17 protein-coding genes are annotated in these 19,220 nt (G+C 67.7%); 3 read left to right on the top strand and 14 right to left on the bottom strand.

Features of this window, described 5'->3' with window-relative positions; genetic code table 11:
- Positions 1–10: 10 nt before the first annotated feature.
- From MRBLWH12_RS05205 to nirB, 4 genes are read right to left on the bottom strand one after another with little or no spacing between them, the layout of a single operon-like run.
- The gene (locus MRBLWH12_RS05205) at positions 11–1,150 is read right to left on the bottom strand and encodes a uroporphyrinogen-III synthase (protein ID WP_363546856.1); all 1,140 of its coding nucleotides are present in this window, start codon (positions 1,148–1,150) and stop codon (positions 11–13) included.
- Positions 1,147–2,382, bottom strand: a complete 1,236-nt coding sequence (gene cobA / locus MRBLWH12_RS05210) for a uroporphyrinogen-III C-methyltransferase (protein ID WP_363546858.1) — start codon at positions 2,380–2,382, stop codon at positions 1,147–1,149. The genes MRBLWH12_RS05205 and cobA overlap by 4 nt, the downstream gene beginning before the upstream one ends.
- Positions 2,379–2,741, bottom strand: a complete 363-nt coding sequence (gene nirD / locus MRBLWH12_RS05215; RefSeq protein ID WP_414684932.1) for a nitrite reductase small subunit NirD — start codon at positions 2,739–2,741, stop codon at positions 2,379–2,381. Before nirD ends, cobA begins: the two co-directional genes overlap by 4 nt.
- Complete coding sequence (gene nirB, locus MRBLWH12_RS05220) at positions 2,738–5,320, bottom strand: nitrite reductase large subunit NirB (protein WP_363546864.1); 2,583 nt, start codon at positions 5,318–5,320, stop codon at positions 2,738–2,740. Before nirB ends, nirD begins: the two co-directional genes overlap by 4 nt.
- A gap of 219 nt (positions 5,321–5,539) precedes the next feature.
- On the opposite strand from nirB, the gene MRBLWH12_RS05225 reads away from it, so the two are divergent.
- On the top strand, positions 5,540–6,892 hold the full coding sequence (locus MRBLWH12_RS05225) for a DUF349 domain-containing protein (protein WP_341974704.1): 1,353 nt from the start codon (positions 5,540–5,542) through the stop codon (positions 6,890–6,892).
- Positions 6,893–6,954: 62 nt separating this feature from the next.
- Entirely contained in the window at positions 6,955–7,494 is a 540-nt protein-coding gene (locus MRBLWH12_RS05230; RefSeq protein WP_363546867.1) for an SAM-dependent methyltransferase, read from the top strand.
- An 8-nt stretch (positions 7,495–7,502) separates the two neighbouring features.
- Here the strand turns inward: MRBLWH12_RS05230 and MRBLWH12_RS05235 are convergent, their stop codons facing one another.
- The 8 genes from MRBLWH12_RS05235 to MRBLWH12_RS05270 all read right to left on the bottom strand — a co-directional run bounded on the left by MRBLWH12_RS05235 (position 7,503) and on the right by MRBLWH12_RS05270 (position 16,137).
- The gene (locus MRBLWH12_RS05235; RefSeq protein ID WP_341974700.1) at positions 7,503–9,752 is read right to left on the bottom strand and encodes a RelA/SpoT family protein; all 2,250 of its coding nucleotides are present in this window, start codon (positions 9,750–9,752) and stop codon (positions 7,503–7,505) included.
- A gap of 69 nt (positions 9,753–9,821) precedes the next feature.
- Positions 9,822–10,811 carry a protein translocase subunit SecF gene (gene secF, locus MRBLWH12_RS05240; protein ID WP_341974698.1) on the bottom strand — a complete coding sequence of 330 codons (990 nt, stop codon included), beginning with the start codon at positions 10,809–10,811 and terminating at the stop codon, positions 9,822–9,824.
- Entirely contained in the window at positions 10,811–12,541 is a 1,731-nt protein-coding gene (secD, locus tag MRBLWH12_RS05245) for a protein translocase subunit SecD (protein ID WP_341974697.1), read from the bottom strand. The genes secF and secD overlap by 1 nt, the downstream gene beginning before the upstream one ends.
- 64 nt (positions 12,542–12,605) lie before the next feature.
- On the bottom strand, positions 12,606–13,022 hold the full coding sequence (locus MRBLWH12_RS05250; protein WP_363546872.1) for a preprotein translocase subunit YajC: 417 nt from the start codon (positions 13,020–13,022) through the stop codon (positions 12,606–12,608).
- Positions 13,023–13,096: 74 nt separating this feature from the next.
- Positions 13,097–14,125 carry a Holliday junction branch migration DNA helicase RuvB gene (gene ruvB, locus MRBLWH12_RS05255; protein ID WP_341974694.1) on the bottom strand — a complete coding sequence of 343 codons (1,029 nt, stop codon included), beginning with the start codon at positions 14,123–14,125 and terminating at the stop codon, positions 13,097–13,099.
- Positions 14,118–14,738, bottom strand: coding sequence for a Holliday junction branch migration protein RuvA (gene ruvA, locus MRBLWH12_RS05260; protein ID WP_363546875.1), 621 nt, complete (start codon positions 14,736–14,738; stop codon positions 14,118–14,120). Before ruvA ends, ruvB begins: the two co-directional genes overlap by 8 nt.
- Before the next feature lie 9 nt (positions 14,739–14,747).
- Positions 14,748–15,332, bottom strand: coding sequence for a crossover junction endodeoxyribonuclease RuvC (gene ruvC / locus MRBLWH12_RS05265; protein WP_363546878.1), 585 nt, complete (start codon positions 15,330–15,332; stop codon positions 14,748–14,750).
- Between the two features lie 46 nt (positions 15,333–15,378).
- Positions 15,379–16,137 carry a YebC/PmpR family DNA-binding transcriptional regulator gene (locus tag MRBLWH12_RS05270; RefSeq protein ID WP_341978420.1) on the bottom strand — a complete coding sequence of 253 codons (759 nt, stop codon included), beginning with the start codon at positions 16,135–16,137 and terminating at the stop codon, positions 15,379–15,381.
- Between the two features lie 125 nt (positions 16,138–16,262).
- Here MRBLWH12_RS05270 and MRBLWH12_RS05275 point away from each other — a divergent pair, with 125 nt between their 5' ends.
- The gene (locus tag MRBLWH12_RS05275) at positions 16,263–17,627 is read left to right on the top strand and encodes a pyridoxal phosphate-dependent decarboxylase family protein (RefSeq protein WP_363546881.1); all 1,365 of its coding nucleotides are present in this window, start codon (positions 16,263–16,265) and stop codon (positions 17,625–17,627) included.
- Here MRBLWH12_RS05275 and pdxT read toward each other — a convergent pair.
- Positions 17,624–18,241, bottom strand: coding sequence for a pyridoxal 5'-phosphate synthase glutaminase subunit PdxT (gene pdxT, locus MRBLWH12_RS05280; RefSeq protein WP_363546884.1), 618 nt, complete (start codon positions 18,239–18,241; stop codon positions 17,624–17,626). The two genes, MRBLWH12_RS05275 and pdxT, sit on opposite strands and share 4 nt — an antisense overlap.
- Positions 18,231–19,127, bottom strand: a complete 897-nt coding sequence (gene pdxS / locus MRBLWH12_RS05285) for a pyridoxal 5'-phosphate synthase lyase subunit PdxS (RefSeq protein WP_341974686.1) — start codon at positions 19,125–19,127, stop codon at positions 18,231–18,233. Before pdxS ends, pdxT begins: the two co-directional genes overlap by 11 nt.
- Between the last annotated feature and the right edge of the window lie 93 nt (positions 19,128–19,220).

Here is a 19,220-nt window from a genome sequence, read left to right on the forward strand (position 1 = left end):
GCGTCTGCGGTCAGTCTTCGACGGCGAGGCGATAGCCGCGCTTGACGACGGTGCGGACCAGATCGAGATCACCGAGAGCGTCACGCAGGCGCGCGATCGCCACCTCTACCGCGTGCGGGTTGCGCTCGGCACCGGGAAGGATCCGGCCGAGTTCCTGCCGCGAGAGAACGTTCCCGCCCGCGAGGAAGAGCGCCTCGATGAGCCGGGCCGCCGTGCGCGACAAGGGAATGAACGTCTCGTCGACCAGGATGCCGCCGCTGCGCACCTCCACGCGTCCTGCCGCCGTGTATCGGGATGGGGCCCGACCACCGCCGAAATGACCGATGACGCATCGCGCCAACGAGCCGAGGCGTCCGCGGTCAGCGACCGTCGCGCACAGATCGGCGTCGAGCAGGGGCTGTACGGTGATCGGTCCGACCGCCGCGAGCAGCAGGCGGCCCGTGCTCGCGCGTACTCGGATCTCGTCAAGAGCACCGACTTCCTCGGCGACGCGCAGCCATGATGCCGCGCCCGGCGCCGAGGTGAACAGCACCGCATCCGCTTCACCGGAGCTCGCCTGCAGCGCGGATCGCCGCACGATCTCGGGGTCGGGCGGCGGTCCCCAGCGATACACCGTGATGCTGACGACGTCGGCGCCCTCGGCGGCGAGTAGCTCATCGAGACCGTCGGCGCCCGCGCCGTGGTGCTGGATGGCGATCCGTTTGCCGGCGATACGCGAGGCGAGCAGATACTCGCCCACTTCGGCGGAGGTCTCCGATTCCGCGACCCAGTCGGCGGTGAATCCGGCCTGCTGGATCGCCCCGTGCGCCTTCGGCCCCCTCGCGACGAACTGCGCATCCGCGAGCGCGGCGTCCAGACGCTCGTCGAGGCCGTGCTCGTGCGCGGCATCCATCCAGCCGCGGAAGCCCACGCCCGTCGTGACGACCACGATGTCGGGAGGAGATGCCACCAGCTGCTCGGTTCGTCGCAGCAGCTCAGCGTCGTCCGCGTTGGGGACGATACTCAGCGCCGGGGCGCGGTGCACCTGCGCGCCACGTCGTTCCAGCGCCGTGGCGAGGTCTGCAGAGCGGCGATCCGCAGCGACGATGATGGTGCATCCGGCGAGTGCGGCATCGAGCACCCGCGTCCCTGTGGCTCGCGGCTTCGTCACGCGGTGCTCTCGGCGAGCTGTCCAGTGACCGGCAGCAGCACGCCGGCCGCGGCAACGCCGCCGAACACGATCACGGATGGGTGCTGCACCTGCGCTGCATCCGCTTCGGCGACGACGTTCATCAGTGTGCTCCGGATCGTCCTCTGAATGGGGGTATGGCCGTTCTCCACAATAGCCACAGGCTGCTGGTCGGGGATGCCGTACGCGAGCGCTGCCGCGACGATCCGCGGCAACGCCGCGACCCCCATCAGTACGACAGTGGTGACCGAGTCATCCTTCATCGCGGCCAAGGTGGCATCGGTGATCTCGCCCTGGCCGTTCACGATATGCACGGCGGATGCCACACCCCGGTGAGTGACCGGGATTCCGGCCGACTGCGGCACGGAGATCGCACTGCTCACGCCGGGCGTCACGTCCACCGGCACTCCGGCCGTGACGCAGGCCACGACCTCCTCGCCACCACGACCGAGGACGAAGGGATCGCCGCCCTTCAGACGGACCACTCGCTTCCCGGCTCGCGCGTGCTCGACAAGCAGGGCGTTGATCTCATGCTGGGGCACCGGGTGGTGCCCCGGACGCTTGCCGACGTCGATCACGAACACGCCGGGGGCCAGTTCGGAGCGCAGTTCCGCCGCCGGGCCCAGCCGATCGGCGATGACGACATCGGCTTCGGCGAGAAGTCTCCGCGCCCGCACCGTCATCAGGTCAGCGGGGCCGGGGCCGCCGCCGATCAGATCGACGCGTCCGAGCAGTCCCGGCCGATGCCGTCGAACGGGCAGTCGACCCGAGGTGAGCAACCCGGCGACAGCGTCGCGGACCTCGACGGAACGCCGGGGGTCGACGCCGAGCTCGCCGGTCACTCCGATCACGACGTCACCGGACGACGTCTGAGCCGTCAGCCGTGCCGAGCCGATGGTGCGGTCCGAGGCGTCGATGCAGATCACACGTCGACGCTCGCACTGAGCGGCGACGGCTCGATCGACCTTCCTGTCGCCGGTGGCGGTGTGCACGATCCAGGCGCCGGCGATGTCCCCACGGCGGAAGCGCCGCGGATACCAGGTGACGGTGTTCTCCGCGATGAGATCGCGGGTCTCGTCCGAAAGCTCCGGTGCGATGACGCGCACCCGTGCACCGTCCGCGAGGAAACGGCGCAGCCGGCGGGCCGTCACCGCACCTCCGCCGACCATCAGCACCTCGCGGCCGCGTAGCGAAAGGCCGAGCATCGTCGTCATGACCGCTCCCGTCCGATCTCCAGGTGCACGGCGCCGTCGATCACCTGGACGCCCCACACCCGCAGCTCGGCGTCCGCCTTGCCCTGGGTGTCGAGGCATTTCCCGGTGCGGAGATCGAACACCTGCTTGTGCAGGGGTGAGGCGACCGTCGGCGCCTCTCCCCTGCTGCCGACGATTCCCCGCGAGATCACCTGCGCACCGCTGTACGGGTCGAGGTTGTCGACCGCATGCACCGTGCCATCCGCCAGCAGGAAGAGCGCCACCTGGTCGCCATCGATCAGGGCCGCCCTGCCGCGCTCCACCTCGAGATCGTCGAGCGTGCACACTCGTACCATCGTCATATCGATCACCGTGCTCATCCTCGTCTGACCTCCAATGCCGTACCCGCGATCAGGACGCCACCGGTGCGGCGCTCCTCGTTCGTCGCCGGGCGGATCTGCCCGCGCTCGGCCACGTAGGCGAGCGAGGGATCCGGGGTGTCCCCCGCATTGACGAACGAGCGGAAGCGCGCCAGCTTCGCGGGGTCGCGAAGCGTGGCCGCCCACTCGTCCTCGTAGCGGTCGACGTGCCCGGCCATCGCCTCGTCGAGATCCGCGCAGATGCCGAGGCTGTCGTCGAAGATCACCGCTTTCAGGCCGTCGAGTCCGCCCTCGAGCTCTTCGCACCACGGAGCGGTGCGCTGCAGCCGGTCGGCGGTGCGGATGTAGTACATGAAGAAGCGGTCGATCGCGCGGATCAGCCCTTCGTCATCGAGATCGGTGGCGAGCAGCTCGGCATGCCGTGGTGAGAAGCCGCCGTTGCCGCCGACGTACATGTTCCACCCGGTCTCGGTTGCGATCACCCCGACGTCCTTCGAACGCGCCTCGGCGCATTCCCTGGCGCAGCCCGATACTCCGACCTTCAGCTTGTGCGGAGCGCGCAGTCCGCGATACCTCAGCTCCAGGCGCACGGCCATCCCCACCGAGTCCAGCACCCCGAACCGGCACCATGTCGAGCCGACGCACGATTTCACCGTGCGCAGCGACTTCCCGTAGGCGTGCCCGGATTCGAAGCCGGCGTCGACGAGCCGGCCCCAGATCGCCGGAAGCTGCTCGATCCGCGCACCGAACATGTCGATCCGCTGTCCGCCGGTGATCTTCGTGTACAGCGCGAAGTCCTTGGCGATCTGGCCGATGACGAGCAGGCCGTCCGGGGTCACTTCGCCGCCGGGCATCCGGGGCACGACCGAGTAGGTGCCGTCCTTCTGCATGTTGGCCATCACGTGATCGTTGGTGTCCTGAAGCGTGGCATTCTCGCCGTCGAGCACGTGGGCGCCGACGAGAACCGCGAGGATGCTGGCGATGGCCGGCTTGCAGATGTCGCAGCCGCGGCCGTGACCGAATCGCTCGACGATCGAGCTGAAGGTGGTGAGCTGCGCGACCCGCACGGCGTCGAACAGCTGACGCCGCGACATCTCGAAGTGCTCGCACAGCGCGTTCGACACGGTCTGACCGAGCTTGGTGAGCTCCTGGCCGACGACCTTCTTCACCATCAGCACGCAGGAGCCGCAGGTCGCGCCCGCCTTCGTGCACCCCTTGACCGCTGCCGCGTCGGCGCAGCCCTCCTCGTGCACGGCCTGGCGGATGCGACCAGCCGTCACGTTGGAGCAGGAGCAGACGACGGCTTCGTCGGGCAGTTCCCCGCCCGGAGCCTCGACGCCGCCCTCGGGCAGTAGATAGGCGGCCGGATCCGCGCCCAACCGGGCCCCGACGAGCGGACGCAGAGAGCCGTAGGCCGCGGCGTCCCCGACCAGGATGCCGCCGAGCAGCGTCTGCGCATCGTCGGAGAGCACGAGCTTCTTGTAGACGCCGGCGACCGGATCGGCGTAGACGACGTCGAGCGCGTTGGGCGTGGTTGCCATCGCATCACCGAAACTGGCCACGTCCACACCCGAGAGCTTGAGCTTCGCTGACTCGTCGTAGCCGGGGAACGTCGCCTCACCGCCGAGCAGCCTGGTCGCCGCGACCTCGGCCATCGCATAGCCGGGAGCGACGAGACCGACGCAGCGCCCCTCGTAGTTCGCGACCTCGCCGATCGCGAGGATGTGGGCGTCAGAGGTGGAGCAGCGCTCGTCGATGACGACGCCGCCCCGCGGGTGCACCGCCAGCTCCGCGCCGCGGGCGAGCTCATCGCGTGGCCGCACGCCGACCGTGAACACGACCACGTCCGCGCGATGGAAGGATCCGTCCTGGAACTCGAGCGCCGTGACCGCACCGGAATCGTCAGGGTCGAGTCGCGTGGTGCGCGCCTCGGTTCGTACCGAGATGCCGCGCGCCTCGAGGAGGCGGCGCAGCATGCCGGCACCGGCGGCATCCAGCTGGTTGGACATCAGCCGGTCCGAATACTGCACGACCGTGGCGTCGACATCCATCCCCTGCAGGGCACCAGCAGCCTCGAGGCCGAGCAGGCCGCCGCCGATCACCGCGCCGCGCAGAGGGCGCCCCAGCATCCGCTCGCGCTTCTGGACGAAGTCGCGCAGCGCCTGCACGTCGTCCAGTGTCCGGTACACGAAGCATCCGGGGAGGTCGGCGCCGTCCACAGCCACCCTGGCTGCGTACGACCCGGTCGCGAGCACCAGCGAGTCGTAACTCAGCGTGCGCCGGGCCCTGGTGGAGACCGTCTTGGCGGCCCGATCGATGCGCAGCACACGGTCGTCCGGGATGAGACGGACCCGAGGATCGTCGAACACGGCGCGATCCAGGACCAGATCGTCGGCGGATGCCCCCGAGAAGAAGCCGGTCAGCCCCACGCGATCATAGGGGTGTCGTCCTTCGTCGCCGACCACGGTGACCCGCAGTGCCGCATCGGTGCGGGTGAGCAGGCTCTCCACGAAGCGGTGCGCCACCATTCCGGCTCCCACGACCAGGATCTCCTGCTGCGTGCTCGCGGTGTCGTTCATCATCGCTCCTGTCGACCGGGATGGATATGTCGTGCTGGCGACGATAGGAGCACGGTGTTTCCCGGACGTGACGGTCTGTGTTTCACCCGTCGAACGATCTCCTCACAATCCGGTGACGGTCGTGTGAACACGCGTGCCCTGTTCGTGGAGTCGTCACGTACTAGGCTGAACCTCGTCCTTTCCGCCTCCCGCGGGCTGACCGCGCAAGGAGAATTCACTGTGTCTGCCAACGAGCCTTCGAAGCCGACTCCACCCGTTCCTGCTCCCCCGGCTGCTCCTCTGCCGCGGAAGATCCCGACACCGGCGGCCGTCGCCCCGGTGACGCCGACCGCGCCCGCGACCAGCGGCGCAGCCCAGTGGGGCAGAGTCGCGGAGGACGGCACGGTCGAAGTGCGCGAGGGCGACGAGTGGCGGGTCGTCGGACAGTACCCGGACGGCACATCCGACGAGGCTCTCGCCTACTTCGTGCGCAAGTTCGATGACATCGCGTTCAAGGTGCACACGCTCGAGCAGCGCCACAAGGCCGGCGGCGCAACCGCCAGCGACCTGGTGAAGCAGGCCGGTCACCTCCTCGACGAGGCGACGGATGCGGCCGCTGTCGGCGACCTCGCCTCGCTGCGCGAGCGCCTCAACGCGCTGACCTCCTCTCTCTCCGAGGCGACCGCTCAGGAGGCGCAGCAGGCGAAGGAACTCGTCGACCAGGCCGTGGCCGAGCGCACCGCTCTGGTCGAGCGCGCCGAGGAGATCGCCGCGCGAGACCTCACCAAGGTGCAGTGGAAGCAGGTCACCGCTGAGCTCGGCGAGCTCTTCGACACCTGGCAGGCTCAGCAGCAGAATGGCCCGCGACTGTCCAAGGGCATCTCTCAGCAGCTCTGGAAGCGTTTCCGTGATGCTCGCGCCGTGGTCGACAAGCAGCGCCGCGCGTTCTACTCGGAACTCGACGACACGCACAAGGCCGCACGCGATGTGAAGGCTCGTCTCGTCGAGCGCGCAGAGGCTCTGGCCCCTCGTGGTGTCGACGGCATCCCCTCCTACCGCACGCTCCTCGACGAGTGGAAGGCAGCGGGACGGGCCGGCCGCAAGGTCGATGACGCACTGTGGGCGAAGTTCAAGGCCGCCGGCGACGCCCTCTACGCCGCGCGCAGCGAGCAGGCAGCGGCCGAGGAAGCCGAATCCGCTCCCCGGATCGAGGAGCGCGAAGCGCTTCTCGAGGAGGCGAAGGCGGTTGCCGACGAGTCGAACATCAAGCGCGCTCGCGCCCTGCTCACTCGTATCCAGCGCCAGTGGGACGACGGCGGACGGATCTTCCCGCGCGAGAAGGAACGTGCCCTCGACGACCGCCTGCGCGTCATCGAGCAGGCGCTCAAGGCCCGCGAAGACGTCGACTGGAAGAAGAACAACCCGACGACCACGGCCAGGGCGAACGACATGAGTTCGCAGCTGCTCGAGGCCATCGAGAAGCTCGAGGCCGAACTGGCTGCGGCGGAGAAGGCCGGCGACAAGAAGGCGGCGAAGGCCGCGGCGGATGCTCTGGAGGCGCGTCGCGCCTGGCTGAACGCCCTGGGTTCCTGACGTTATCCACAGATCCTCTGCGGAGGATCTGAGCGCGGGGTGCGCTGCGCCACACTGGCGTGATGCACCCCGCGCTCTTCTATCTGCCCGGTGACCGGCTCGCACAGCCGGAGCTGAGTGCGGCGCGACTGGACGGCCACGTCGTCGAACTCGGAGAGGGCTACATCCCGGCGGATCTCGTCGAGGGACCCGAGGTGCGGGCTGCGGGCCTCCGCTCGCTGATCATGCCTGGCATGGCGGCGTCCGGCCCTTCCGCGGCCTGGATCCACGGAGCGGGTGACGGTCCGCCGTCGCCCCATCACGCACGACGTGCCGTCGCCAGACGCCTGCGCCCTGCTGTCAGCGCACGACTGATCTTCCATGATGTGCTTCTCGCGCCCGGTGATCTCACGCAGATCGCCGGGCTGCCGGTATCGACGCCACAGCGCACCATGATCGATCTGATCCTCGGCATCCACCGAGATCCTGCCTCGGCGACGTGGGCGGCGGCCCTCGCAGAGCTCACCCCAGGGCTCATTGCGGCCGCCGCGAACGAGGTGCGGACTCTGCACCGGGTGCCCGGAACCCGCGCCGCCCTGACGTGGATCGAACGGCGGGAATGAAGAAGCGGCTACGAGGTGGTGACCCGGTAGACGTCGTAGACCGCATCGATCCTTCGCACCGCGTTGAGCACCCGATCCAGATGCACGGCATCGCCCATCTCGAACACGAAACGGCTGATCGCGAGACGCTCGTCGGTCGTCGAGACCGTTGCCGAGAGGATGTTGACGTGGTGCTCGCTCAGAACACGAGTGACATCCGAGAGAAGACCGGAGCGATCCAGCGCTTCGACCTGGATGTGGACCCGGAACACGCTCTTCGTCGTCGGCGCCCAGGAGACCTCGACGAAACGATCCTGCTCCCCGCTCAACGCCTTCACGTTGACGCAGTCGGCGCGGTGCACTGATACTCCGCTGCCACGGGTGACGAAGCCGACGATCGGGTCGCCGGGTACCGGGGTGCAGCACTTCGCGAGCTTGACCAGGATGTCGGCGGCACCGCGGACCAGAATGCCGGAGTCGCCGCTGCGCGGCTCCCTGGTCGGTACGCTGCCCGGAAGGTCGATCGCGCCCGTGGTGGTGTCGTTGTCGGCCACCAGCGCGGTGACCTTCTCGAGCACCGATTGGGTGGAGACATGGCCTTCGCCGACGGCCGCGTACAACGCCGAGACGTCTTCGTAGCGCAGCTGATGGGCGACCTCCGCGAAGGAGTCCTGGTTCATCAGACGCTGCAGCGGCAGATTCTGCCGGCGCATCGCCCTGGCGATGGCTTCCTTGCCCTGCTCGATCGCCTCTTCGCGACGCTCCTTGGTGAACCAGCCGCGGATCTTGTTGCGCGCACGTGTGCTGCGCACGAATCCCAGCCAGTCCTGGCTCGGTCCGGCATCCGGGTTCTTCGAGGTGAAGACTTCGACGACATCGCCGCTCTTCAGCTCCGACTCCAGCGGCACCAGCCGTCCGTTGACCTTCGCGCCCATGGTGCGATGGCCGATCTCGGTGTGCACGGCATACGCGAAATCGACCGGAGTCGCGCTGGCGGGCAGGCCGACGACACGCCCCTTCGGCGTGAAGACGTAGACCTCTTTCGCCCCGATCTCGAAGCGCAGCGAATCGAGGAACTCGCCGGGATCCGCCGTCTCCGCCTGCCAGTCCGAGATGTGCGCAAGCCACGCCATGTCCGCATCGGAGGCGCGGACCTCGGTCTTGCCGCCGTTCATCCGTTCCTTGTACATCCAGTGAGCGGCGACGCCGTACTCGGCCTGGTGATGCATCTCGTTGGTGCGGATCTGGATCTCGACCGTCCGGCCACCAGGGCCGATCACCGTGGTGTGCAGCGACTGGTAGAGGTTGAACTTCGGGGTGGCGATGTAATCCTTGAAGCGCCCGGGCAGAGGCGTCCAGCGGGCGTGGATCGCACCGAGCACGGCGTAGCAGTCGCGCACGGAGCCGACCAGGACCCGGATGCCGATGAGGTCGTAGATGTCGTCGAACTCGCGACCGCGCACGACCATCTTCTGGTACACCGAATACAGCTGCTTGGGCCGGCCTACGACCTTGCCGCGGATGCGCAGGTCACGAAGATCCTCATCGATCTCCTCCACGACCTTCTGCAGGTACTGCTCTCGCTGCGGCGTGCGCTGCGCGATGAGGCTGTGGATCTCGTTGTAGATCTTCGGATGCAGAACCGCGAAGGAGAGATCCTCGAGCTCCGATTTGATGGCCTGGATGCCGAGTCGATTCGCCAGGGGCGCATAGATCTCCAGCGTCTCCTTGGCCTTCTTAGCCGCTTTCTCCGGGGGGACGAAGCCCCAGGTCCGAGCGTTGTGCAGACGATCGGCAAGCTTGATCAGTAGCACTCTGATGTCCTTGGACATCGCCACGATCATCTTGCGGACCGTCTCGGCCTGTGCGCTCTCGCCGTACTTGACCTTGTCGAGCTTCGTGACGCCGTCGACCAGCATGGCGACCTCGTCGCCGAACTCCGCCGTCAGATCGGTGAGTGCGTAGCCGGTGTCCTCGACCGTGTCATGCAGCAGGGCAGCAGCGATCGCACGCGGACCGAGGCCGAGTTCGGCGAGGATCTGGGCCACGGCGAGCGGATGAGTGATGTACGGTTCACCGCTCTGGCGCAGTTGCCCGGAGTGCTTGTCCTTCGCGACGGCGTAGGCCCGTTCGATGACCGAGAAGTCGCCACGCGGATGGTTCGCCCTGACTGTCCTGATCAGATTGTCGAGGTCATTGATCCGCGGAGCGCGCGAGAAGATACGGGGCACGAGCCGTCGCAGACTCGAGCCCTGCGCCGACGGGTTCGCCTCCGCCATCCATCACCTCCGGGTCAGATCATCCTACGCGCGCTGGCGGGGACTCAGCCCCGCCAGCGAAAGCACTGTCTAGGCGTCGACCGTGGCACGGCTCCGCGCGTCGAGGATCCTCGCGTCGCGCTCGGCGATCTGCGGTTCCTTCTCGCGGAACAGCGAGTACAACGGGGCCGCGACGAACAGCGTCGAGTAGGTCGCGACGATGATGCCGACGAAGATCGACAGCGAGATGTCGGTGAGGGTCTCGGCCCCCAGCCAGAACGCGCCGATGAAGAGGATCGCGCCGACCGGAAGGGCCGCGACGACAGACGTGTTGATCGAGCGGATCAGCGTCTGGTTGACGGCCAGGTTCACGGACTCGCCGAACAGACGCGACGTACGCTCGCCGTCCTCCAGCGTGTTCTCGCGGATCTTGTCGAAGACCACGGTGGTGTCGTAGAGCGAGTACGCCAGGATCGTCAGGAATCCGATCACAGCGGCCGGCGAGATCTCGAAGCCCGCCAGCGCATACACGCCCACGGTGATGACCAGCACATCGAGCAGACCGATGATGGCCGCAGCCGACATCTTCCAGGTGCGGAAGTAGATCGCGAGGATCAGGAACGTCAGGGCGAGAAAGATCGCCAGGCCCCACAGCGACTGCTTCGTGACGTTCTCACCCCAGGCCGGGCCGATGAACGAGGAGGTGACGCTCTCTGCCTCCACCTTGTAGGCGTCGGCGAGAGCACTCGCGACCTGCTGCGTCTCTTCCGCGCTCATCTGATCGGTCTGCACGCGCACGTCGGCTCCGCCGACGATGACGACCTTGGTCGTGGCCTCGGGGGCCACGGAACGGACCGCATCGGTGGCGCGCGCCTGGTCGGTGCTCTCCGGAGCGACGATCGTGAACTGCGATCCGCCGGTGAACTCGATCGAGAACTGGATCGGGCGGAACACCGGCACGAGGGCCGCGCCGACGACGAGCGCGATCGCGATGATGAACCACAACCGCCGCTTGCCGACGAACGGGAAAGAGGTCTTTCCCGAGTACAGGTTGTTGCCGAACTCACTCATGGAAGCCATCAGGCGTCTCCCTCATTTCCGGAGCTCGTGGTTCTATCGCCGGCGAGGGCGTCGGCGCGTTTGCGCTCGGCGATGGTCTGCCGACGATCCGCCTCCCCGCGCGAGCGGGCGTTCTTGGCGGCGCGACCGGCGGTCGACGTGGCCACCTCGCGGTACTGCGAGCGAGTGCGGTACACAGAGCCGAGCGCCTCCGGATCGAGACCCGACAGGCGATGGCCACCTCCGAAGAAGCGCGTGCGCGCGAGCAGCTGCATCACCGGGTGCGTGAAGATCACGAAGATGAAGACGTCGATCAGGGTGGTGAGGCCGAGCGTGAACGCGAAGCCCTTCACCGTGGCATCGGCGAGGATGTACAGAACGACGGCGGCGAGGATGTTGATCGACTTCGAGATGTAGATCGTGCGCTTGGCACGCCCCCATCCGTCTTCGACCGCCGACGTGATCGACTTGCCGTCGCGGAGCTCATCACGGATGCGCTCGAAATACACGATGAACGAGTCGGCCGTGAATCCGATCGACACGATGAGTCCAGCGACACCGGCGAGCGAGAGCCGGAAGCCGAGGCGCCACGCGAGGATGCAGATGATCACATAGGTGAGCACGGCCATCACGGCGATCGAGGCGATGATCACGGTGCCGAGTGCTCGATAGCTGATCAGCGAGTACACCGCGACCAGTGCCAGTCCGATGAGACCGGCGATGAGACCGATCTGCAGTTGCTGGGTGCCGAGGGTCGCCGAGATCGTGTCGGAGCTCTCCACCGTGAAGCTCAGCGGCAGTGCACCGTACTTGAGCTGGTCGGCGAGCGTCTTGGACGTCTCCAGGGTGAAACTGCCCGAGATGCTGGGGCGGCCGTCCTGGATGAGGCCGTTCATCCGCGGTGCGGAGATCACATCGCCGTCGAGCACGAAAGCGAACTGGTCTCGGGGCGAAAGACCGGCGATCCGGTTCTCGTTCAGACGCTGGCTGACCTTGCCGAAGGCCTCGGTGCCCTTGTCGTCCATCGTCAGCTGCACGAGCCATGCCCCGGTCTTCGGGTCACGACCGTTGGTCGCGTCCTCGATCACATCACCGGTGAGTTCGACCGGGCCGAGGAGGTACTTGAACTGCTTGGTCTCGTCGCAGGTGATCAGCGGCTGATCCTCCGGCGCATTGGCCGGGTCACCGGTGGGGTTGGCGCAGTCGTAGGCGAGGAACTCAGCCGTCAGCTTCGGCGTGGCCCAGGCCATGTCGCTCGCGTCCGTGGGTTCCGGCGTCGGAACGGCGTTGAGCGAGGGGTCCGGTGTCGGATACGGCGTGTTCTTGCCGTCTTCGCCGACGAACTCGTTCGTGCCTGCGTTCGTGGCGATCACCGCACGGAACTCGAGCTGGGCGCTGGCCTGGATCCGGGCACGCGTCTGCTCGTCGGCCACCCCGGGGATCTGGACGACGATGTTGCGTCCGCCCTCGGTGGTGATGTCGGCTTCGGCGACACCGGCGGCGTCGACGCGCTGCCGGATGATGGATGCTGCCTGGTCCATCTGCTCCTGGGTCGGAGCCGAGCCGTCTCCGGTGGCTGCTCCCAGAACGATCTGCGTGCCGCCCTGCAGGTCGAGTGCCAGTTCAGGTGTCCAGGAGCTCTTCTGGAATCCGTACACGCCGAGCGCGTTGACACCGAAGAGGGCCGCCGTCACGAGAAGCAGGCCGAGAAGGACCCGCCACGCGTGGCGGACCGGAGAGGATGAAGCCACGTGAGTTCAGCTTTCTGAGTAGCCGGTTGTGCGGTGCAAGAATTGGCCGGGCGCGGCGCCGCGACTACTTCTTGTCGTCGGAGTCGTTGTCCAGGCGGGCGCGAGTCTCTTCGACGGTCTCGACGGTCTCGACGTCCGATGCCGCTGCATCCGCGACGACGGCATCGCCATCGAGCTCGGCCTCGCCATCTTCGACGACGACGTCCTTCGGCTCGACGATCCGGAGGATCGCCTGGCTGTGCACCTCGATGACCGTTCCGGGAGCGATCTCGACCAGCGCGGGAGCATCGAGGTCCTCAGCGTCGTACGCGACGATCGTGCCGAAGATGCCGCCCTGAAGGAGCACCTTCACGCCGGGAACCGTCTTGGTGGCCTTCTCTTCCTGCTCTGCCTTCATCTGCTTCGTGCGCTTGCGCGTGTTGAAGATCATGAAGACCAGGAGGACGGCAAGAAGGCCGAAGAGGAGGAATTCCATGGGCATGGAGAAGCGCCTTTCTCAGGTGCACGCGCCAGCCTTTGGGCGCACAAGGGGTATCGGGGGGAAGTCTTCAGCGATTATAGGTCATCGAGGCGAAGCGCCCCGTCCGGGTGAGACACCCCGAGGTGCGCGTATGCCTCCGGCATCGCGATTCGCCCGCGCGGAGTCCTCCCGAGAAAACCGATCCGAACGAGATAGGGCTCGACGACGCTTTCGACCGTCTCGCCTTCCTCGCCGACGGCGACCGCGAGCGTGCTGAGCCCGACCGGCCCCCCTCGGAAGCGACGCACCAGGGCTTCGAGCACCGCCCGGTCGAGTCGGTCCAGACCGATCGAGTCGACGTCGTAGAGCTCGAGTGCCGCACGCACGTCGCCGAGCGAGGCCGACGCGCCTTTGCCGTGCACGAGGGCGTAGTCGCGCACGCGGCGCAGCAGGCGGTTGGCGATGCGGGGCGTTCCGCGCGAGCGACGGGCGATCTCGGACAGCGAATCCGACGGCAGATCGACCCCGAGCACGAGCGCCGAGCGCGCGATCACCCGCTCGAGCTCCGACTCGTCGTAGAACTCGAGGTGGCCGGTGAAACCGAAACGGTCGCGCAGCGGGTTCGGCAGCAGACCGGACCGCGTGGTCGCGCCGACGAGGGTGAACGGCGACAGTTCCAGGGGGATGCTGGTCGCCCCGGCGCCCTTTCCGACCATGATGTCGATGCGGAAGTCCTCCATCGCAAGATAGAGCATCTCTTCGGCGGAGCGGGCCATCCGATGGATCTCGTCGATGAAGAGAACCTCGCCGGGGATCAGGCTGGACAGCAGCGCGGCAAGATCACCTGCGTGCTGGATCGCCGGGCCGCTGGAGAGCCGCAACGGTCGCTGGCTCTCATGCGCGACGATCATCGCGAGCGTGGTCTTCCCGAGACCGGGCGGACCGGCGAGCAGGATGTGATCGGCGGTGCGGTTCTGGATGCGCGCGGCCTCGAGCAGCAGTTCGAGCTGGCCGCGCACCTTCTGCTGTCCGACGAATTCACTGAGGCTGGTCGGGCGCAGAGCGCCTTCGATCGCGAGCTCGACGTCGTCGACCGGCTCCGCGGCCTCGCGGCCGTCAGCCACGCGTCTGACCGCCCTGCGCGGGCCCGAGCAGCGCCAGCGTGCGTCGGAGCAGAGCCGCGACAGAGCCGCGCTCGGCATCCGTGGCGTCCGCCGCCGTCTGCGCTGCCGCCTCGGTGGCCACTCTCTCCGACCAGCCGAGACCGACAAGAGCCGCAGCCACCTGGGTGACCACATCTGCACCTGCGGCGGCAGCCGGCTTCGAGGTGAATCCCACCGCACGCACCTTGCCTGCGAGCTGCAGCACGATGAGCTTCGCCGTCTTCGGCCCGATACCGGAGACACGGCGGAACGGGGCGTCGTCTTCGGCGGTCACCGCCTCGGCGATCTGGTCGACGGTGAGGTGGGAGAGCACGCCGAGTGCCGATTTCGGTCCGACTCCGGTGACGCTGATGAGGAGTCCGAAGACCTCGAGTTCGCTCCGGTCGGCGAATCCGAAAAGCGACAGCGCATCCTCGCGGACGATGAGGCTGGTGTGCAGGAGAAGTCGCTCCCCGACCGTGGCAGTGTGCGCGACATCGCCGGGCACGGCGACGGCGAATCCGACGCCACCGACATCGAGGACGACCTGATCGGGCGTCGTGTGCAGGACGACACCGTGCAGCGAGGAGATCATTGCTTCAGCCTATGGCGCGGATCGTAGATATGTTCGAGCGACACGCTCCGCGTCGGCCCAGGCGCGCTGCGCAGGCGTGAGCACCCCCTGCGTCGAGCCGGCACCGCTCCCCCGCCGCCAGGCGTGGCAGAGGGCGATCGCCAGGGCGTCGGCGGCGTCCGCAGGCTGCGGTGGGGCATCGAGACGCAGGATGCGGGCGATCATCGACTGCACCTGTCGCTTGTCGGCGGAGCCGTAGCCGGTCACAGCGGCCTTGACCTCGCTCGGCGTGTGCGTGGCGGCGGGGAGACCCGCTTCGGCGGCGAGGAGGAGCGCCACGCCGCTCGCCTGCGCCGTGCCCATCACGGTGTGGCTGTTCTGCTGCGCGAAGACGCGCTCCACCGCCACCGCATCCGGCTGATGCGCTGCGATGACCTCGCGGATGCCGGCCGCGATGATCGCGAGACGCTCACCGATCGGCGCATCCGGCGAGGAGCGGATCACGCCGACGTGCACGAGCGTGCCGCGGCGCGCCGGGTCGACGTCGACGACGCCCACACCGCACCGGGTGAGACCGGGGTCGATGCCGAGCACCCGCAGCGAGGAGGAGGTCACTCCCCCAGGCTAGGCGCGACGGTGGACATCGAGCGTGCGGCTCGCCTTACTCGTCGTTCTCGAGCTCGGCCTGCACCTCGGCGGTCAGATCGAAATTGCTGAACACGTTCTGCACGTCGTCGCTGTCTTCGAGGGCGTCGATGAGCCGGAAGATCTTGCGCGCGGTGTCGGCGTCGACCTCGACCTTGAGGTTCGGCACGAACTCGACATCGGCCGATTCGTACTCGATGCCCGCGTCCTGCAGCGCGGTGCGTACCGCGACCAGGTCGGATGCCTCGGTGATGACGGCGAAGCCGTCGCCATGCGGCTCGACTTCCTCGGCACCCGCCTCGAGGACGGCCATCATGATGTCGTCTTCCGTGGTGCCCTCGGAGCCCACCACGATGACGCCCTTGCGGGTGAAGTTGTACGCGACGCTGCCGGGGTCGGCGAGATTGCCGCCGTTGCGGCTGAGTGCGGTGCGGACCTCGGCGGCAGCACGGTTCTTGTTGTCGGTCAGACACTCGATCATGAGGGCGACGCCGTTCGGCCCGTAGCCCTCGTACATGATCGACAGATACTCGACGGACTCGCCGCCGATTCCGGCACCGCGCTTGACCGCGCGGTCGATGTTGTCCTTCGGGACGGAGGTCTTCTTCGCCTTGAGGATGGCGTCGAACAGCGTCGGGTTGCCCTGAAGATCGGCACCGCCCAGCTTCGCCGCGACTTCGATGTTCTTGATGAGCTTGGCCCACGACTTCGCACGGCGAGAGTCGATGATCGCCTTCTTGTGCTTGGTCGTCGCCCACTTGGAATGCCCGGACATAGTTCTCCGCTCGTCGTCACGCCCGGGAGCAGTGCCCAGGGCGTCGTCCATTCTAACGAACCCGTCCGCCAGCCTCGCATGGATCGGTCTTGTCGGGCCGTTCGCTCGGTGGAAGACTTGCGCCCATGGATGAACGAGAGCGTGCTCTCGATGCCGCCCACGATCGCGCGACGGACTTCTTCCGCACGCTCGATGACAGGCCCGTCTGGCCGCGCGCGAGCCTCGACGACATGCTGGAGGCGTTCGGCGGACCCTTGGCAGCGCAGGGCGCCGACCCTGCTGCGGTGATCGAGGAGATCGCTCGACGCGCCGAGCCGGGACTGGTCGCGATCCCCGGTGGGCGCTTCTTCGGTTTCGTGATCGGGTCGACCCTTCCGGCTGCTCTCGCAGCCGACTGGCTCGTGTCGGCGTGGGATCAGAATTCCGGCTCGTCCACGCTGACGCCGGCGACCGTCGCGATGGAGCGCATCGCCGGACAGTGGATGCTCGCTCTCTTCGGACTTCCGGAATCGGCCAGCGTCGGGTTCGTGACCGGCGGACAGATCGCCAACTTCACCTGCCTCGCGGCTGCGCGCAACGAGGTCCTGCGTCGCGCAGGGTGGGACCTCGCCGAGGACGGTCTGCGCTCCGCCCCGTCGTTGCGCTTCGTCGTCGGGGCCGATCGACACGGCTCGGTGGACCGCGCGGCACGCTTCCTCGGGATCGGACGCGCCGAGATGATCGTCGTCGATTCCGACGCCCAAGGTCGAATGCGGGCGGATGCGCTGGAGCGGACGCTCCACGGCGGCGAGGGTCCGCTGATCGTCTGCCTGCAGGCGGGCGAGGTTCACACCGGCGCGTTCGATGACTTCTCGACCCTGATCCCGATCGCGCGGGACCACGGCGCATGGGTGCACGTCGACGGCGCTTTCGGGCTCTGGGCAGCGGCGTCCCCGTCTCTTCGATCGCTGACTGCCGGCATCGAACAGGCGGACTCCTGGGCGACGGATGCACACAAGACGCTCAACGTCCCCTATGACTGCGGCATGGCGATCGTCCGCGATCCGGCCCACTCGATCGCCGCGTTCCGTACCGGCGGCGATTACCTGATCTACTCCGGGTTGGACCCGTGGGACGTCACGCCGGAGCTCTCGCGCCGCGCCCGCGGGGTGCCCGCCTGGGCGGCGATGCGCAGCCTCGGTCGCACGGGAATCGCAGAGCTCATCGAGAGGCTGCACGCCAACGCCGTGTCGATGGCCGCCGGCCTCGCGGCCATCGAGGGCGTGGAGGTGCGCAACGACGTCCACTACACGCAGGTGATGTTCGGCCTCGGATCGGATGAGGCGACCCGTGATCTCGGCGCGGCGATTCTCCGCGACGGCACGGCGGTCGTCACCGGTGCGGAATGGCGCGGACGCGCGGCGCTGCGCTGCTCGATGTCATCGTGGGTGACCACCGCAGAAGACGTCGATCGCACCGTCGCCGCGATCCGGAGGCTCGTGACGGACTAGGCGGCCGCGCGAACGCGTGCGAGGAACCGCTCATGGAAGCGGGTCTCGCCGGTGATCTCCGGGTGAAAGCTGATGCCGAGCAGGTTTCCCTGCTCGACCGCGACCACCCGGCCGTCGTCGAGGCTCGCCAGAACCGAGGCGGCGTCGCCGACGGCTTCGACGACCGGACCCCGGATGAACGCGACCCGCACCGGCTCCGCGCCCAGCGCAGGAACGTCGAGCTGGGCCTCGAACGACTCCGTCTGCCGCCCGAACGCGTTCCGGCGCACGGTGACGTCCAGTCCCCCGAAGGATTCCTGGCCGTCGATCGCGTCGACGAGCCGATCGGCGAGCATGATGAGCCCGGCGCAGGTGCCGAGCATCGGCATCCCCTCCGTGATCGCGGCGCGGACCGGCTCCTGCATCCCGAAGCTTCGGGAGAGCTTGTCGATGACGCTCGATTCCCCGCCGGGGATCACGAGGCCGTCGACGAGCGCGAGTTCTTCGGGTCGGCGAACCAGACGCACCTCGGCACCGAGCCCGGTGAGCAGGGTGGCGTGCTCACGCACGTCGCCCTGCAATGCCAGAACGCCGACCCTCAGGGCTTTCGACGCGCTCAGCGGGTCACCAGCCACGCTCGGACAGGCGGTGCGGCGCCGGGAGATCGGTCACGTTGATGCCGACCATCGCCTCACCGAGTCCACGGGAGACCTCGGCGACGATCTTGGCGTCGTCGAAGAACGTCGTGGCCTTGACGATCGCCTTCGCCCGCTCCGCGGGGTTGCCCGACTTGAAGATGCCGGAGCCGACGAACACGCCGTCCGCGCCCAGCTGCATCATCATCGCGGCATCCGCCGGTGTGGCGACTCCGCCGGCGACGAACAGGACGACGGGGAGCTTGCCGGTCTCGGCGATCTCGGCGACGAGCTCGTACGGCGCCTGCAGTTCCTTGGCCGCGACGAACAGTTCGTCCTTCGTCATCGAGCGGAGCACGTTGATCTCGCTCTTGATCTTGCGGATGTGCTTCGTGGCCTCGGAGACGTCACCGGTGCCGGCCTCGCCCTTCGAACGGATCATCGCCGCGCCCTCGTTGATGCGACGCAGCGCCTCGCCCAGGTTGGTGGCACCGCAGACGAAAGGCACCGTGAAGCCGAACTTGTCGATGTGGTTGACGTAGTCGGCCGGCGACAGCACCTCGGACTCGTCGATGTAGTCGACACCGAGCTCCTGCAGCACCTGCGCCTCGACGAAGTGGCCGATGCGCGCCTTGGCCATCACCGGGATCGAGACCGAGGCGATGATGCTGTCGATCATGTCGGGGTCGCTCATCCGCGAGACGCCGCCCTGGGCGCGGATGTCTGCGGGCACACGCTCGAGGGCCATGACGGCGACAGCGCCGGCATCCTCGGCGATCTTGGCCTGATCCGCGGTGACGACGTCCATGATGACGCCGCCCTTGAGCATCTCTGCAAGGCCGCGCTTCACGCGTGCGGAACCGGTGGTGGGGGCAGTGTCAGTCATTGCGGTCCTCTCGGGTGAACCAATGATGGTGTTTGATCTATGTCAAAAGATAGCACCGGTCCCGACAATCTAGAATCGGATGACGAGGGGTGA

The sequence above is a fragment of the Microbacterium sp. LWH12-1.2 genome (genome assembly GCF_040675825.1).
In the GTDB taxonomy this organism is placed as follows: domain Bacteria; phylum Actinomycetota; class Actinomycetes; order Actinomycetales; family Microbacteriaceae; genus Microbacterium.

What these genes read in the sequence shown, in the direction of transcription:
- cobA (WP_363546858.1), bottom strand. Translation starts at nt 2,382, where the DNA reads ATGACGACGATGCTCGGCCTTTCGCTACGCGGCCGCGAGGTGCTGATG.
- nirD (WP_414684932.1), bottom strand. Translation starts at nt 2,741, where the DNA reads ATGAGCACGGTGATCGATATGACGATGGTACGAGTGTGCACGCTCGAC.
- nirB (WP_363546864.1), bottom strand. Translation starts at nt 5,320, where the DNA reads ATGAACGACACCGCGAGCACGCAGCAGGAGATCCTGGTCGTGGGAGCC.
- MRBLWH12_RS05230 (WP_363546867.1), top strand. Translation starts at nt 6,955, where the DNA reads ATGCACCCCGCGCTCTTCTATCTGCCCGGTGACCGGCTCGCACAGCCG.
- MRBLWH12_RS05235 (WP_341974700.1), bottom strand. Translation starts at nt 9,752, where the DNA reads ATGGCGGAGGCGAACCCGTCGGCGCAGGGCTCGAGTCTGCGACGGCTC.
- secF (WP_341974698.1), bottom strand. Translation starts at nt 10,811, where the DNA reads ATGGCTTCCATGAGTGAGTTCGGCAACAACCTGTACTCGGGAAAGACC.
- MRBLWH12_RS05250 (WP_363546872.1), bottom strand. Translation starts at nt 13,022, where the DNA reads ATGCCCATGGAATTCCTCCTCTTCGGCCTTCTTGCCGTCCTCCTGGTC.
- ruvA (WP_363546875.1), bottom strand. Translation starts at nt 14,738, where the DNA reads ATGATCTCCTCGCTGCACGGTGTCGTCCTGCACACGACGCCCGATCAG.
- MRBLWH12_RS05270 (WP_341978420.1), bottom strand. Translation starts at nt 16,137, where the DNA reads ATGTCCGGGCATTCCAAGTGGGCGACGACCAAGCACAAGAAGGCGATC.
- MRBLWH12_RS05275 (WP_363546881.1), top strand. Translation starts at nt 16,263, where the DNA reads ATGGATGAACGAGAGCGTGCTCTCGATGCCGCCCACGATCGCGCGACG.
- pdxS (WP_341974686.1), bottom strand. Translation starts at nt 19,127, where the DNA reads ATGACTGACACTGCCCCCACCACCGGTTCCGCACGCGTGAAGCGCGGC.